15 protein-coding genes are annotated in these 14,113 nt (G+C 31.2%); 8 read left to right on the top strand and 7 right to left on the bottom strand.

The window, feature by feature from the left end; translation table 11 throughout:
• Positions 1–51: 51 nt before the first annotated feature.
• Positions 52–1,260, bottom strand: a complete 1,209-nt coding sequence (gene hflX / locus DIS07_RS11645) for a GTPase HflX (protein WP_109405431.1) — start codon at positions 1,258–1,260, stop codon at positions 52–54.
• A 231-nt stretch (positions 1,261–1,491) separates the two neighbouring features.
• Here hflX and DIS07_RS11640 point away from each other — a divergent pair, with 231 nt between their 5' ends.
• Positions 1,492–2,454 carry an endonuclease/exonuclease/phosphatase family protein gene (locus DIS07_RS11640; RefSeq protein ID WP_109405430.1) on the top strand — a complete coding sequence of 321 codons (963 nt, stop codon included), beginning with the start codon at positions 1,492–1,494 and terminating at the stop codon, positions 2,452–2,454.
• On the opposite strand, the gene DIS07_RS11635 is transcribed toward DIS07_RS11640, so the two are convergent.
• A complete protein-coding gene (locus DIS07_RS11635; RefSeq protein ID WP_109405429.1) occupies positions 2,451–2,690 on the bottom strand; it encodes a hypothetical protein in 240 nt (79 codons plus the stop codon). The genes DIS07_RS11640 and DIS07_RS11635 overlap by 4 nt on opposite strands.
• A gap of 50 nt (positions 2,691–2,740) precedes the next feature.
• Here DIS07_RS11635 and glpQ point away from each other — a divergent pair, with 50 nt between their 5' ends.
• On the top strand, positions 2,741–3,661 hold the full coding sequence (gene glpQ, locus DIS07_RS11630) for a glycerophosphodiester phosphodiesterase (protein ID WP_109405428.1): 921 nt from the start codon (positions 2,741–2,743) through the stop codon (positions 3,659–3,661).
• An 87-nt stretch (positions 3,662–3,748) separates the two neighbouring features.
• Here the strand turns inward: glpQ and DIS07_RS11625 are convergent, their stop codons facing one another.
• The 3 genes from DIS07_RS11625 to aspS form a co-directional block, all read right to left on the bottom strand.
• Entirely contained in the window at positions 3,749–5,530 is a 1,782-nt protein-coding gene (locus DIS07_RS11625) for a chloride channel protein (protein ID WP_109405427.1), read from the bottom strand.
• Positions 5,531–5,608: 78 nt separating this feature from the next.
• Entirely contained in the window at positions 5,609–6,337 is a 729-nt protein-coding gene (locus DIS07_RS11620; RefSeq protein ID WP_109405426.1) for a DUF6503 family protein, read from the bottom strand.
• Positions 6,338–6,380: 43 nt separating this feature from the next.
• Positions 6,381–8,135, bottom strand: coding sequence for an aspartate--tRNA ligase (gene aspS / locus DIS07_RS11615; RefSeq protein WP_109405425.1), 1,755 nt, complete (start codon positions 8,133–8,135; stop codon positions 6,381–6,383).
• Between the two features lie 103 nt (positions 8,136–8,238).
• Here aspS and DIS07_RS11610 point away from each other — a divergent pair, with 103 nt between their 5' ends.
• Positions 8,239–8,598 (top strand): cupin domain-containing protein, encoded by a 360-nt coding sequence (locus DIS07_RS11610; RefSeq protein ID WP_109405424.1) that lies wholly within the window; start codon positions 8,239–8,241, stop codon positions 8,596–8,598.
• 1 nt (position 8,599) lies between these two features.
• On the opposite strand, the gene DIS07_RS11605 is transcribed toward DIS07_RS11610, so the two are convergent.
• Positions 8,600–9,142: a DUF5655 domain-containing protein gene (locus DIS07_RS11605; protein ID WP_109405423.1), complete on the bottom strand. Its 543-nt coding sequence runs from the start codon at positions 9,140–9,142 to the stop codon at positions 8,600–8,602.
• Between the two features lie 72 nt (positions 9,143–9,214).
• Here DIS07_RS11605 and rsmI point away from each other — a divergent pair, with 72 nt between their 5' ends.
• From rsmI to DIS07_RS11590, 3 genes are read left to right on the top strand one after another with little or no spacing between them, the layout of a single operon-like run.
• A complete protein-coding gene (rsmI, locus tag DIS07_RS11600; RefSeq protein ID WP_109405422.1) occupies positions 9,215–9,886 on the top strand; it encodes a 16S rRNA (cytidine(1402)-2'-O)-methyltransferase in 672 nt (223 codons plus the stop codon).
• 14 nt (positions 9,887–9,900) lie between these two features.
• On the top strand, positions 9,901–10,245 hold the full coding sequence (locus DIS07_RS11595) for a HopJ type III effector protein (protein ID WP_109405421.1): 345 nt from the start codon (positions 9,901–9,903) through the stop codon (positions 10,243–10,245).
• The gene (locus DIS07_RS11590; protein ID WP_109405420.1) at positions 10,246–10,824 is read left to right on the top strand and encodes a uracil-DNA glycosylase family protein; all 579 of its coding nucleotides are present in this window, start codon (positions 10,246–10,248) and stop codon (positions 10,822–10,824) included. It abuts the gene before it with no gap.
• 282 nt (positions 10,825–11,106) lie between these two features.
• On the opposite strand, the gene DIS07_RS11580 is transcribed toward DIS07_RS11590, so the two are convergent.
• Positions 11,107–11,709, bottom strand: a complete 603-nt coding sequence (locus DIS07_RS11580) for a carboxymuconolactone decarboxylase family protein (protein WP_109405418.1) — start codon at positions 11,707–11,709, stop codon at positions 11,107–11,109.
• An 83-nt stretch (positions 11,710–11,792) separates the two neighbouring features.
• Between DIS07_RS11580 and DIS07_RS11575 the strand changes: the two genes are divergently transcribed.
• Both DIS07_RS11575 and recJ read left to right on the top strand, forming a co-directional pair.
• Positions 11,793–12,224, top strand: coding sequence for an OsmC family protein (locus tag DIS07_RS11575; RefSeq protein ID WP_109405417.1), 432 nt, complete (start codon positions 11,793–11,795; stop codon positions 12,222–12,224).
• A gap of 180 nt (positions 12,225–12,404) precedes the next feature.
• Positions 12,405–14,090: a single-stranded-DNA-specific exonuclease RecJ gene (recJ, locus tag DIS07_RS11570; protein WP_109405416.1), complete on the top strand. Its 1,686-nt coding sequence runs from the start codon at positions 12,405–12,407 to the stop codon at positions 14,088–14,090.
• Positions 14,091–14,113 lie beyond the last annotated feature (23 nt).

Genomic DNA, 14,113 nt, shown 5'->3' with positions numbered 1-14,113 from the left:
GGTTTTTAAATTTTTTTCATTTTTAACGATAGTTGGTTTCATTATTATTTATTACTCCTCCTTATACTCATAATACAAAAAGTCGTTATAAGGAAAACGTTGAATATGAATTTTCTTTACCTCTTCGTAAGTTTTCTCTTTAAAATCTTCTAAGTTCTCTTTGTTTAAGGCAGAAATAAAGATAGATTCCACATCGTAATCATTCATCCACGTTTTTTTCCAGTCTTGTAAAGTATAATGCTCTTTTCCTCTTTCTGTTACTAAATCATCTTCATCAATCGTTTCATGAGAATACGCATCAATCTTATTAAACACCATTAAAGTAGGTTTGTCAGCACATTTTATATCATCTAAAATGGTATTCACAGATGCAATATGATCTTCAAAATTTGGGTGGGAAATATCAACTACATGCAGTAATAAATCTGCTTCACGAACTTCATCTAAAGTAGATTTAAACGATTCTACTAATTGCGTAGGTAGTTTTCTAATAAAACCAACAGTATCTGTCATTAAAAAAGGAATGTTCTTAATCACCACTTTACGAACTGTGGTATCTAAAGTTGCAAATAGTTTATTCTCTGCAAAAACATCGCTTTTACTAATCACATTCATTAAGGTAGATTTCCCAACATTTGTATAACCAACCAACGCAACTCGAACCATTTTTCCCCGATTTTTACGTTGAACTGCCATTTGCTTGTCGATAGTTTTCAAACGTTTTTTTAAGATCGCAATTTTATCACGAATAATACGTCTATCGGTTTCTATTTCTGTTTCTCCAGGTCCACGCATTCCAATCCCCCCTTTTTGTTTGTCAAGGTGCGTCCAAAGTCGTGTTAAACGAGGTAGTAAATATTCGCTTTGGGCTAATTCTACTTGTGTTTTCGCAGAACTTGTTTGTGCTCTTTGCGCAAAAATATCTAGAATTAAATTAGTTCTATCTAAAATTTTACAATCTAAAATTTTCTCAATATTTCTAAGTTGAGCAGGAGAAAGCTCGTCATCAAAAATAGCAGTACCAATATGATGTGCTTGAATATAATCTCTAACTTCATCTAATTTTCCAGTTCCTAAAAAAGTTTTAGGATTAGGTCTTTCCATCTTCTGCACAAAACGTTTTACGGTAACTCCACCAGCAGTTGTAGTTAAAAACTCAAGTTCGTCTAAATACTCTTCAGATTTTGTTTCGTCTTGTTGTTGGGTTATAATTCCGATTAAAACCGCTTTTTCAGATTTTGCTTCTTTTTGATCTATCATAGAATACAAAAGTATAACAATTTGATTCCTTTGTACAAAAAAACCTCAATTAGATTGAGGTTTTATTAATTAATTCAAATTCAATACTTCTTCTTTTTCTAGAAATATTTAGTAATGCAAAATTAATTCTAGTAATTTCAATAGAGTTCATTATAATGTTATCAAAACATATTTTTTAGGTTATGAAATTGGTCATATTATTTTATTACATTTACGTTTAAAACATATTATATGTTCTCATCAAAAAAAGAAGAAAACACAATAACAGTAGGATTTTACAACGTTGAAAATTTATTCGATACTAAAGACAACCCAAATACTTTAGATGATGATTTTACCAGAAATGGAAAAAAAAAATGGGGATACAAACGTTATAAAAAAAAGATTAAAAGATTAAGTTCTGTGATTTCTCAATTAGGAATTCATCGTTCTAAATTACCTCCTGCCATTGTTGGTTTGGTAGAAGTAGAAAATGCAAAAGTAGTTTCTGATTTGGTAAATTCTTCCAATTTAAGAAGGCATCATTACGGTTTTGTTCATTACGATTCTCCTGATGAACGCGGAATTGATGTTGCGCTTCTGTACAACAAACTAGTTTTTGAGTTAATCGATTCAGAAACCTTTCCTGTGTATTTAGAAGATGAAGAAGGAGCAAGAGATTACACTAGAGATATTTTAAAAGTGAGTGGAAATTTAAAAGGTGAATTGGTACATATTTTAGTCAATCATTGGTCGTCAAGAAGAGAAGGAGCAAAAGCAACAGAACATAAAAGAATTTCAGCTGCAAAAACTGCAAGAAGTATTATCGATGATATTCGTGAAAAAGAATTAAATCCAAAAATTATAATTATGGGTGATTTTAATGACGACCCAACTAGTAAAAGCATCAAAGAACATTTAGTTTTAGACGACTTCTATAACCCAATGCAAAGTTTATTAGCTAAAGGAAATGGAACTTTAACTTATAATGGAAACTGGAACTTATTCGATCAAATCATCTTCAGTAAAAGCTTTTTAGAAAAAAAAGAAGGTGATTTATATTTTAAACACGCTGAAGTGTTTAACAAAAAATGGATGAAAGTTTTTCGAGGTAAGTTAAAAGGAAGTCCATTTAGAACTTATATTGGTAAATGGTACCAAGGTGGGTTTTCAGATCACTTTCCTGTATATGCATTTTTAAAAAAGAAAGATTAATCCTTGCCTATATTTTTAAAAGCATTTTTCAATTTTTCATCATTAATAATATATTTTTTGTATTTACCATCTCTATATCTGTAATAAATAAAAAGAGGCATAAATAGAAATGATAAATATAAAACACCTAACCCCATGACAATTTGTGCTTTTTCGTGTTCGGTGTTCACCAGATATGCACCAATAATCATCCAAACCACAAAAATGACAAACATTATTTTTAATGCTAATTTCATCTTACAAAAATACAAAAGTTCTATCTTTATTTTTTTAATTGAAATCAAAAATGGATAAAAAAATAGTCATTGCACACAGAGGTGCTTCAGGGTATTTACCTGAACATACTATAGAAGCCAAAGCTATGGCATATGCAATGAATGTCGATTTTATTGAACAAGATTTAGTATTGAGTAAAGATGATGTTCCTATAGTAATTCATGATATTTATTTAGATGATGTTACTGATGTTGCTATAAAATTTCCTAAAAGAGCACGAAATGACGGCCGATTTTACGTCATCGATTTTACATTTAATGAACTAAAAACTCTTAATGTAAGAGAGCGATTCTATCCAAAAACTGGCAAACAAGTGTACCCTAATCGATTTCCAAAAGATAAAGGAAATTTTAAACTCCATTCTTTACAAGAAGAAATTGAACTGATTCAAGGATTAAACAAAAGTACAGGGAAAAATATTGGTATTTATCCCGAAATAAAAGCACCTGTTTTTCATCAAAAAGAAGGGAAAAATTTAACTGAAGTTGTTTTAAAAATTCTTTCGGATTATGGTTACAAAACCCAAAAGGATAATTGCATTTTACAATGTTTTGATGCTAAAGAATTAGAGAGGATACGTGTTGAATTGAGATCTAAATTATTTTTAGTCCAGTTGATAGAATTTAGTGAAGAAACCAATCAACTCAAGCATTATGCTACTTATGCAAATGGAATTGGACCATGGTACAAGCAAATTTTAGATAAAAAAGTAAATGATAAATGGCAATTTACTTCCTTAATTTCTAATGCACATAACTTAAATTTAAAAGTGCATCCATACACTTTTAGAGCGGATAATTTAGATGAATTTTCTACTTTTAAAGAAATGATGCAGACAATTTTAGTTGAAGCCAATGCTGATGGTGCTTTTACAGATTTTCCAGATAAAGTATTGTCTTTTTTGCAGAGACAGACAACTACAATAAAGTAAGTTTAAATTCCTGACTTCGCAAGAATGACAGCGAATTGTTTGAACTCTTTTGAGGAACCAAAAAGCGAGTAGCAAAAGGTAAAACTTCTATGCAGTTACTTCTACTAGTTTATTTCTATAAGCTGTAAGTAGTTTCGATTTAGAGATAAAGCCAATGTATTTTCCATCATTTACAACAGGTAAATTCCAAGCCCCACTAGTTTTAAACTTCTTCATCACAGTTTCAACAGACTCTGATTCTTGAATAATTTCTGGAGCAGATTTCATAATTGCTTCTACAGTAACGCTATTGTACATTTCTGTATCAAACATTACTGGACGAATATCATCTAACAAGACAATTCCTAAAAATTCTTTTTCCTCATTAATCACAGGAAAGATATTTCTTGCAGAAGTAGCAACTGCTTTTTTTAACATTTCGCCTAACATCATTTCGGGCTGAACTGACTTAAAATTGGTTTCAATTAAATCATCAACATCCAACATCATCATCACATTTTTATCTTTGTTATGTGTAATAAGTTCTCCTCTTTGTGCCAATTTATAGGTGTAAATGGAATTTGAAACAAAATATTTTGTGATGGAAAAAGAAATGGCAGCTACCAACATTAATGGCACAAATAGGTCATAACCTCCTGTAATTTCAGCAATTAAGAAAATTGCGGTTAAAGGTGCGTGTAAAACTCCTGCCATTAATCCTGTCATTCCAATTAAGGTAAAATTCGCTTCAGAAACATTGAAGCCTAAACCCAAATTATTAATAATTTTTGCAAAAGCATTTCCAAGTGCAGAACCCATAACTAGTGTCGGAATAAAGATACCCCCAACTCCACCAGCTGCAAAAGTAGTACTCATGGCAATGGCTTTAAATAATGTAATTAATAATAAAAATATAATAATTAACCAGATATTTTCATGATCAAAAGAAAACGGTGTATTTCCAATTGCGGCAATATGATTTCCTTTTAAAAGGTTGTTTATTAAACTGTAACCCTCACCATATAATGACGGCATTAAATACAGTATAAAACCAATAATAACACTCCCAATAATCAGTCTTACAAACCGGTTTTTAAATTGGTAAAAGAACTTTCTAATCGCAAAATAAATTACAGAAAAATATACAGAAGCGATTCCTGTTATGATTCCGAAAATGGCATAAAAACCAATATCATTTATTTCGAATTTATCATTCAATTCAAAACCTAATAAGACATCAGAACCCAAAAATAAATATGAAGTTACAATTGCTGAAACCGAAGCCAACAATAACGGAACTAATGATACAAATGCGATATCTAAACTGAAAACTTCTAAAGCAAAAACGATACCCGCAATGGGCGCCTTAAACATTGACGACATTGCACCTGCAGTGGCACAACCAATTAACAACATTCGTGTTTTGGTATTCATGTGAAACAACTTTGACGTATATGATGCCAAAGCAGTTCCTGCGCTTACTGCAGGCCCTTGTAAACCAACAGAACCACCAAAACCAACTGTAATTGGTGCCGTTATTAATGATGCGTAAATATTATAATTAGGAATGATTCCTTTACGTTTAGAAATGGCGTAAAGCGTTGTAGAAATTCCATGGCCAATATGTTTTTTTAACCACGTTTTTTTAATAATTGCCACAATTAACAATCCAATAATTGGAAATATAAAATAAAGCGAATTTTGATAACTTTTAAAAAAATCAACATCTAACAATAGCTGAATATAATGCGTCAAGTTTTTTAAGATAACGGTTCCAAATCCTGCTAAAAAACCAACTAAAACACTCAAAATATAGACAAATTGTCGCTCAGAAATATGCTTATATCTCCATAATAGTACTTTTCTAAATATTTTTGTTGTTGATGGCATTTTTGTTATCCTATGTCATTTATACCTTGTGGAGAAATCATTTGATATTTTGAGGTTTCCCAATCATTAATTCTTCACTCATTTCGAAATGACATTTATTGATTTTATTTTTGATAAAATATCCGTTCCTAGGTATTTATTGTCTTTATTATAATACCAAGCTCTTACTTTTGGCATTTTTACCCCGTTGATAGTTTCTAAATCGGATAGCAAAATATATTCTCCGCTATCTTTTGTATCTTTAAAAAACTGATAGACTTCCATTGCATAGGTTTTGGGATTAAAATAAAAATACCAAGTATCTTTACCTACTTCTTTTTTATAAGTTGCTTTTAACACCAAATACTCTTTTCCTTTAAATAGTCTTTTCTCTACTTTTTGATGAATAATAGTTCCCTCATCTTTCAATTTCATTGGCAATCCGTACAAATAAGTGTAATAATTTTTATACAAATTTGCTCTTTTTTCATTTAAGCTAAATTTCTTTTTGAGTTCTTTTGATGGGTTTTTATCTCCATTTAATGAAAAATAAATTTCATCTTTATCAACTATAAATTCTGTAGAAATAGTATCTCTTTTTGCAACTACAGCAAAATATTGTTTTGGTAAATCAATATTAATTTTACTTTTCCTAGGACTTCCTTTTGGGGTTTCCATTGTTACAAAAAGTTCTCCTTTAAACGTTTCCCAATTTCCATTCGGATCGTGATATTGGATCGCTTTTTCTAACAATTGATTTCCTGTTAATTCTTGTGAGAAAGTGATTATTGATACAAAAAGTAATAAAAGTGTGATTCGTTTTTTCATACTTTAAATGTATAAAAAAATCCCGCAAAAGCGGGATTTTTATTTATTCTTGAATATCTAATTTTAAATTCAATTCTTTTAATTGCTCATCGTCTATAAAAGCTGGTGCATCAATCATTACATCTCTACCTGAATTATTTTTAGGGAATGCAATAAAATCACGTATGGTTTCTTGACCACCTAAAATAGCAACCAATCTATCTAAACCAAAAGCCAAACCTCCATGAGGTGGTGCACCATATTCAAACGCATCCATTAAGAAACCAAATTGAGCTTTGGCTTCTTCATCAGAAAAACCTAAATGTTTTAACATGGTTGCTTGAATTTGCTTATCGTGAATTCTAATAGAACCTCCACCAATTTCATTTCCATTCAATACCAAATCGTAAGCATTTGCTTTTACTTCTCCAGGTTTTGAATCTAACAACTCTAATTGACCAGGTTTTGGCGATGTAAATGGGTGATGCATTGCGTGATAATGCCCTGTTTCTTCATCCAATTCTAATAATGGAAAATCAATTACCCAAAGTGGTGCAAATTCATTTGGTTTACGTAAACCTAACTCTTCTGCTAAGTGCATACGTAAAGCAGACAATTGCGTTCTTACTTTATTGGTTTCTCCTGATAAAATACAGATTAAATCACCAGCTTTTGCACCTGTAACTTCCGCCCATTTTGCTAAATCTTCTTGGTCGTAAAATTTATCTACAGAACTCTTAAATGTTCCATCTTCATTAACTCTACAATACACCATTCCTAAAGCACCCACTTGCGGACGTTTTACCCACTTAATTAAGTTGTCTATTTGCTTTCTAGTATATGAATTTCCACCAGGAACTGCAATTCCAACCACCAATTCTGAGTTGTTAAAAATACCAAAATCTTTGTGTTGCGTAACTGCATTTAACTCGCCAAATTCCATTCCAAAACGGATGTCTGGTTTGTCATTTCCATACAAACGCATTGCATCATCAAACAACATTCTTGGAAACTTATCAACCTCAACTCCGTTAATTTCTTTTAGTAAATGAAGTGTTAATCCTTCAAAAATATTTAAAATATCTTCTTGTTCTACAAACGCCATTTCACAGTCTATTTGTGTAAATTCTGGCTGTCTGTCTGCACGTAAATCTTCGTCTCTAAAACATTTTACAATCTGAAAATATTTATCCATTCCACCAACCATTAATAGTTGTTTAAAGGTTTGCGGAGATTGTGGCAACGCATAAAACTGCCCTTCATTCATACGAGAAGGCACTACAAAATCTCTTGCACCTTCTGGAGTAGATTTGATTAAATAAGGGGTTTCAACTTCAATAAATTCTTGGTCAGAAAGATACTTTCTAACTTCCATTGTTACCTTATGACGAAAAATTAAACTGTCTTTTACTGGATTTCTACGAATATCTAAATACCTGTACTTCATTCTTATATCTTCACCTCCATCAGTTTCATCCTCTATAGTAAATGGTGGTAACTTCGCATCATTTAATATCTTTAAATCCGATACTAAAACTTCAACATCACCCGTTGGCATTTTAGCGTTTTTAGACTCACGCTCAATAACAGTTCCTGTAACTTGAATCACAAATTCTCTACCTAGAGACTTTGCTTTTTCCATCATTGTTGCTGGTGTGCGATCTTCGTCAAAAATCAATTGTGTAATTCCATATCTGTCTCTTAAATCGACCCAAATCATAAAACCTTTATCACGCGATTTTTGAACCCAACCTGCTAAGGTTACCTCTGTATTGATGTGTGATGCTCTTAACTGACCACAAGAATGACTTCTATACATTAATTATCTCTATAAATTTAGCTGCAAAATTAATCAATTTTAAAGAAATACCGATTCTTTTTAAGATTGATTTATTCCCGTAAAATCTTCGTAAGTTTGTCTTATGAGCGCAGTTAATATTCAAGAAAAATTTGATTTATTTCAAGACCATTGGTCTCCTAAAAAAATTGGCGAGTTAAATGGTCAGCAAATTCTATTGGCAAAAATAAAAGGTGAATTTGTTTTTCATAAACACGATAATGAAGACGAGTTATTTCTCGTAAAAAAAGGTGTTTTAGAAATGCACTTGCGTGATGAAATCATCACTATAAATGAGGGAGAATTTTACATTGTTCCTAAAGGTGTAGAACATAAACCTGTTGCTAAAGAAGAAGTTCATATTTTACTATTTGAACCACTTTCTACCAAACATACTGGTGATGTTGTTGCTGATATTACTGTGGAAACTTATGAGTCAATTTAGACTAATCTGCCTTACTATAAGCTTCTTTTAACCACGAAATTAATTCATTATCTATTTGATCTAAATTTGATAATCTTACTCTATGAGTACACATAGAGCCAAAAGGTCCAGAATTTTCAAGTCTTTCTGTTGTGAGTTTGTCTTTTATTTTTAAGCCTAAATCTATTCTTGTTTTTGTTGCTGGTTTTATTAGTGCAAATTGTTTTTTTCTAATAAGACTTACTGTAGTTTTTTTAGGTGCAATTTTTACATCTTCGCCAAAATCATAAACCACAGAAATCAGTTTATTATAAATAGGTTGTAATTCTTCTTTACCTTTATATTGATTGTTTACCAAATCGTCTGATGAACTGTTATCTTCTTTAGATAGTGAAACAATTGTATTTGCAAATCCGTGAGTTACATTATAATCTTTCTTTAAAAATTTGACAGCTTCACTATGTTTTTCAAAAGATTTTATTTTTAAAATATCTTTCCATTCTTTTAACGATTTGCCTGTTTTTTCAGGCATATTATTAATCATTGTTTGTAAAGCTTTGTCCATAATACTGATTTTTTTTATATCATTTACCTATACTAAAGTAGCTAAATTTAAATTAATAATTACATTTGTTGTATGAGTAAACTGTATTTAGTTCCTACACCAATAGGTAATTTAGAAGACATGACTTTTAGAGCGATTAATGTTTTAAAAGAAGTCGATTTTATTTTAGCAGAAGACACACGTACCAGTGGAAAATTGTTAAAACATTTTGAGATTGCTACGCAAATGCACAGTCATCATATGCACAATGAACATAAATCTGTTGAAGGAATTATCAATCGCTTAAAAAGTGGTGAAACCTGTGCTGTAATTTCGGATGCAGGAACTCCTGCTATTTCTGATCCAGGATTTTTGTTAACGAGAGCTTGTGTAGAAAACAATATCGATGTGGAGTGTTTGCCTGGAGCAACCGCTTTTGTGCCTGCTTTGGTAAATTCTGGTTTACCAAATGATAAGTTTGTGTTTGAAGGTTTTTTACCTGTAAAAAAAGGGCGACAAACGCGTTTAAAATTACTTGCTGAAGAAACCAGAACTATGATTTTTTACGAATCTCCGCATAAATTAGCAAAAACCTTAGGTAATTTTGTAGAGTATTTTGGAGCCGATAGAAAAGTTTCTGTGTCTAGAGAATTGACAAAACTTTTTGAAGAAACCATTAGAGGAACTGCTACTGAAGTATTAGCACATTATACTGCAAAACCACCAAAAGGAGAAATTGTTGTTGTGGTTGAGGGGAAGAAATAACATATAAATTTAAAATGACAATCCAAGAATTCAAAACAAAACTAAAAGAAAATCCAACAGCAATTACGTTTGCAGAAACGATGCAGGTAATCGAAGACATTTATAATTTTACTCCTACAGCATTTACAAACGGAGATGTAACAAATAATGCAGGAGAAAACTCAGGTTCATGTAAGTTGTTCGCTTTTGCCAAACGTCAAAAACTAACCAAAGAAGAAACCTTATTTTGTTTTGGAGAACATTATACATCTGTTTTAGAAGATGAAAAGGGTACTTCACATCAAAATATTAGAAACTTTATGAAAACGGGTTTTGAGGGTTTGTCGTTTCAAAGTGATGCTTTATCTTTAAAAGAATAAATGCAAAACCTTTTATCCCAAATAAAAAAATGTACAATTTGCGAACCTCATTTAGATTTGGGAGCAAATCCTGTGGTTACTGGTCATCAAAATTCTAAGATTGTAATTATTGGGCAAGCTCCAGGAACTAAAGTACATGCATCTGGAATTCCTTGGGATGATGCAAGTGGCAAACAATTGAGAAAATGGCTCAATGTTTCTGGTGAAGATTTTTATGATGTAGAAAAGTTTGCTATTGTACCAATGGGATTTTGTTATCCTGGAAAAGGAAAAAGCGGAGATAAACCTCCAAGAAAAGAATGCGCTCCAAAATGGCATCAACAATTATTTGAGCTGATGCCAAACTTAGAGTTGATTATTTTGATAGGAATGTATGCTCAGAATTACTATCTGAAAGACAAAGCTAAAAGAACACTTACAGAAACAGTAGATAATTATCCTGAATATTTACCTACCTATTTTACGCTTCCACATCCATCACCTAGAAATCGTTTTTGGTTGACGAAAAATCCTTGGTTTGAACAAAATGTAATACCTGAATTACAGAAAAGAGTTGCTGAAATAATTAATTATGTTTAAGATATTCCATCTAACAATTTGTGTTCTATTAATTTTAGTAAATATTTTCTTTCTTATTGTAAGTATTTCAATATTGTTTGAAAATGGTGGTGCATTTGGATTTGGTTACATCATTTTACCTTTCACCTTATTTCCCAACTTATTTTTAATTTCTTCAATAACCGTATTAAGGAAAAAAGATTTTAAAAACCCCGTTTTATTACTTATAAATACTTTAGGATTAACTTATTGTTTGTTTTTCTTTTGGTTTTTTATTATTTCTACAATTTAAAAAGTTCTTTTTTAATATTTAGAACCATCGTGTTTACCAACTTCAAAACCATGTTTTCCTAAATATTGATTTCCAGAATCAATTGCATCTTCTTCTAAAGTTGTTCCCATAGAATCATTCCATCTGTTTAAATATCCAAAAAGTGAAATTACACCTAACATTTCTACAATTTCTCCTTCATCCCAATATTTATACAACTCTTCTTTGATTTCTGCATTTACAGCATTTGGCACCATAGAAGCCGCCAAAGAAAAGTCTAATGCAGCTCTTTCTGCATCTGAAAAAGCAGCATGTGTTTTGTATTCCCAAATATTATCTAATTGTTCTTGTTCTGCTCCATAACGTTCTGCAGCTCTAATAGCATGGGCTTGACAATATCTACAACCAGTAGCATTACTAGATACCCAGGCAATCATCCTTTTTAAAGCAGAAGTTACTCTACCTTCATTTGCCATAACTGCTTTATTTAAGTTGATAAAAGCCTTTGAAATAGCAGGTCTACGCTGCATTGTTAAAACTGAATTTGGACAAAATCCCAAGGTTTCATTAAAAAATTCGGCCAATTCTTTGGTCTCTAAATCGTGTTCTGCTCCTAAAGGTGTTACTAAAGCCATATATTTATATCTTTAAGTTTAATATTGTTCTTACTTTTGTAAAAAAGCACAATTTAAGATTTCAATATCTAAAAAACATAAAAATGAGTAAAAATTTAGTGACAACAGTTTGGAAAGAAAACATGCAATTTGAATCTGATAATCCAAGTGGATTAAATCTATTTATGGATGCAGGAGAAGAAAATGGTGGAAAAGGTGAAGGATACAGACCAAAAGCATTGATGCTTTCTTCTTTAGCGGGTTGTTCTGGTTTAGATGTAGTTTCTTTGTTAAAGAAAATGCATGCAGAAGTTGCCGATTTTAAAATTGAAGTTACAGCAGAATTAACAGATGAACACCCAAAGTTTTATAATAAAGTAAAAGTAGATTATCATTTTAAGGATGCTGAATTGAAACCGAAAAAAATTCAGAAAGCTGTAAATTTATCAGTAACAAAATATTGTGGAGTGATGGAAATGTTCCGTCATTTTGCTGATGTAGAAATAGAAATTTTCTTACACGATATAGCAAAATAGTATGAAACGAAAAACCACTTTCATCTTATTTCTTTTAAGCCTCCCAATTTTATTCCCACTCTTTAATCCATCTATTGAGCTTGGTTTTATTGGAATACTTTTGGGTTTTGTTGGTTTTTATATTTCACCACTTATTATTTTCGGCACATTTTTGTACCTTATGTTCAAAAAATAATTGCTATGAGATGGACGTTAAAGTCGCAACCAGAAAAAGAAAAAGTAGTACAACTAGCAAAAGAACTTCAAGTAGATAACACTATTGCCTCTATATTATGTCAACGTAATATTGACACTTTTGACAAAGCAAAAAAGTTCTTTCGTCCAAGTTTAGAAGATATTCATAATCCTTTTTTAATGAAAGATATGGATGTTGCTGTAAACAGAATTGAAACTGCTATTTCCAATAACGAAAACATCTTGATTTATGGTGATTATGATGTTGATGGAACTACAGCTGTTTCTTTAGTTTCTTCTTATTTAAAAACCATTACACCAAATATTGCTACTTATATTCCTGATAGGTATGATGAAGGTTATGGGGTTTCTTATACAGGAATTGATTTTGCCCAAGACAATGATTTTTCCTTAATTATTGCTTTAGATTGCGGTATTAAAGCAATTGATAAAGTAGCTTATGCAAATGAGAAAAATATCGATTTCATCATTTGCGATCATCACAAACCTGGTGATGAAATTCCGGATGCAATTGCTGTTTTAAATCCGAAAAGAGTAGATTGTTCTTATCCGTTTGATGAATTGTGTGGTTGCGGAGTTGGATTTAAATTGATTCAAGCTTTAGGCTCAAAAAGGAATCAAACTATAGAAGATTTATTACCCTATTTAGATTTGGTTGCCACTGCTATTGCAGCAGATATTGTGCCTATGAATGGAGAAAATCGAGTATTAGCCTATTTTGGTTTACAAGTAATTAATCAAAATCCCAGAAACGGAATCAAAGCCATCATTCATCAAATTAAAAAAAAGGAACTCACCATTACTGATGTGGTTTTTATCATAGCGCCAAGAATCAATGCAGCTGGTAGAATGAAACACGGAAATTATGCTGTAGAACTCTTAACAGAAATGGATTTAGATTCCGCTATTGACTTTGCTGCAGCTATTGAAATTTTTAATGCAGATCGTAAAGATTTAGATAAAAAAATCACTAATGAAGCCTTAATTCAGATTATTGATAATGAAGAACAGCAACGTTTTACAACTGTAGTTTTTGATAAAAATTGGCATAAAGGTGTTATTGGTATTGTAGCTTCTAGGTTGATTGAAAAATACTATAGACCTACTTTAGTGTTTACCAAAAGTGGTCATAAATTAGCGGCTTCTGCTCGTTCTATAAAAGGTTTTGATGTTTATGAAGCTTTATTAGAGTGTAAGGAATTTATAGAACAATTTGGTGGACACAAATATGCAGCGGGTTTAACTTTGCTCTCAGAAAATTACGAGAATTTTAAAAACAAATTCGAAGAAGTAGTTTCAAAAACCATAGACAGAGAACTTTTAATTCCAGAAATTGCCATTGATGCAGAAGTAGAACTCACTGAAATTACGCCTAAGTTTTTTAGAATTATTCAACAAATGGCGCCTTTTGGACCGCAGAATATGAGACCTGTTTTTAAAAGTACTTGTATAAGAGATAATGGTTACGGTAAAAAAGTAGGGAAGGAGCAAACCCATTTAAAACTCAATGTTTTTCAAGGTGATAATAAACAAACCTTTGGAGCTATTGGCTTCAATTTAGGTGAAAAAATGGAATTTGTACAAGATGAATTTGATATTGTTTATGCTCTTGATGAAAACGAATGGAATGGGTATAAATCGATACAATTGGTGTTAAAGGATTTGAAGTGAAAGACATGAAATATTTTACAATA

The organism is Polaribacter aquimarinus, assembly GCF_003129485.1.
Classification (GTDB): domain Bacteria; phylum Bacteroidota; class Bacteroidia; order Flavobacteriales; family Flavobacteriaceae; genus Polaribacter; species Polaribacter aquimarinus.
The sequence above is the reverse complement of the archived record's forward strand: the minus strand, read 5'-3'. Positions and strand labels throughout refer to the sequence as shown.

Bases quoted from the DNA above. Each gene is read 5' to 3' on its own strand.
- hflX (WP_109405431.1), bottom strand. From the start codon at position 1,260: ATGATAGATCAAAAAGAAGCAAAATCTGAAAAAGCGGTTTTAATCGGA.
- DIS07_RS11640 (WP_109405430.1), top strand. From the start codon at position 1,492: ATGTTCTCATCAAAAAAAGAAGAAAACACAATAACAGTAGGATTTTAC.
- DIS07_RS11635 (WP_109405429.1), bottom strand. From the start codon at position 2,690: ATGAAATTAGCATTAAAAATAATGTTTGTCATTTTTGTGGTTTGGATG.
- glpQ (WP_109405428.1), top strand. From the start codon at position 2,741: ATGGATAAAAAAATAGTCATTGCACACAGAGGTGCTTCAGGGTATTTA.
- DIS07_RS11625 (WP_109405427.1), bottom strand. From the start codon at position 5,530: ATGCCATCAACAACAAAAATATTTAGAAAAGTACTATTATGGAGATAT.
- DIS07_RS11620 (WP_109405426.1), bottom strand. From the start codon at position 6,337: ATGAAAAAACGAATCACACTTTTATTACTTTTTGTATCAATAATCACT.
- aspS (WP_109405425.1), bottom strand. From the start codon at position 8,135: ATGTATAGAAGTCATTCTTGTGGTCAGTTAAGAGCATCACACATCAAT.
- DIS07_RS11610 (WP_109405424.1), top strand. From the start codon at position 8,239: ATGAGCGCAGTTAATATTCAAGAAAAATTTGATTTATTTCAAGACCAT.
- DIS07_RS11605 (WP_109405423.1), bottom strand. From the start codon at position 9,142: ATGGACAAAGCTTTACAAACAATGATTAATAATATGCCTGAAAAAACA.
- rsmI (WP_109405422.1), top strand. From the start codon at position 9,215: ATGAGTAAACTGTATTTAGTTCCTACACCAATAGGTAATTTAGAAGAC.
- DIS07_RS11595 (WP_109405421.1), top strand. From the start codon at position 9,901: ATGACAATCCAAGAATTCAAAACAAAACTAAAAGAAAATCCAACAGCA.
- DIS07_RS11590 (WP_109405420.1), top strand. From the start codon at position 10,246: ATGCAAAACCTTTTATCCCAAATAAAAAAATGTACAATTTGCGAACCT.
- DIS07_RS11580 (WP_109405418.1), bottom strand. From the start codon at position 11,709: ATGGCTTTAGTAACACCTTTAGGAGCAGAACACGATTTAGAGACCAAA.
- DIS07_RS11575 (WP_109405417.1), top strand. From the start codon at position 11,793: ATGAGTAAAAATTTAGTGACAACAGTTTGGAAAGAAAACATGCAATTT.
- recJ (WP_109405416.1), top strand. From the start codon at position 12,405: ATGAGATGGACGTTAAAGTCGCAACCAGAAAAAGAAAAAGTAGTACAA.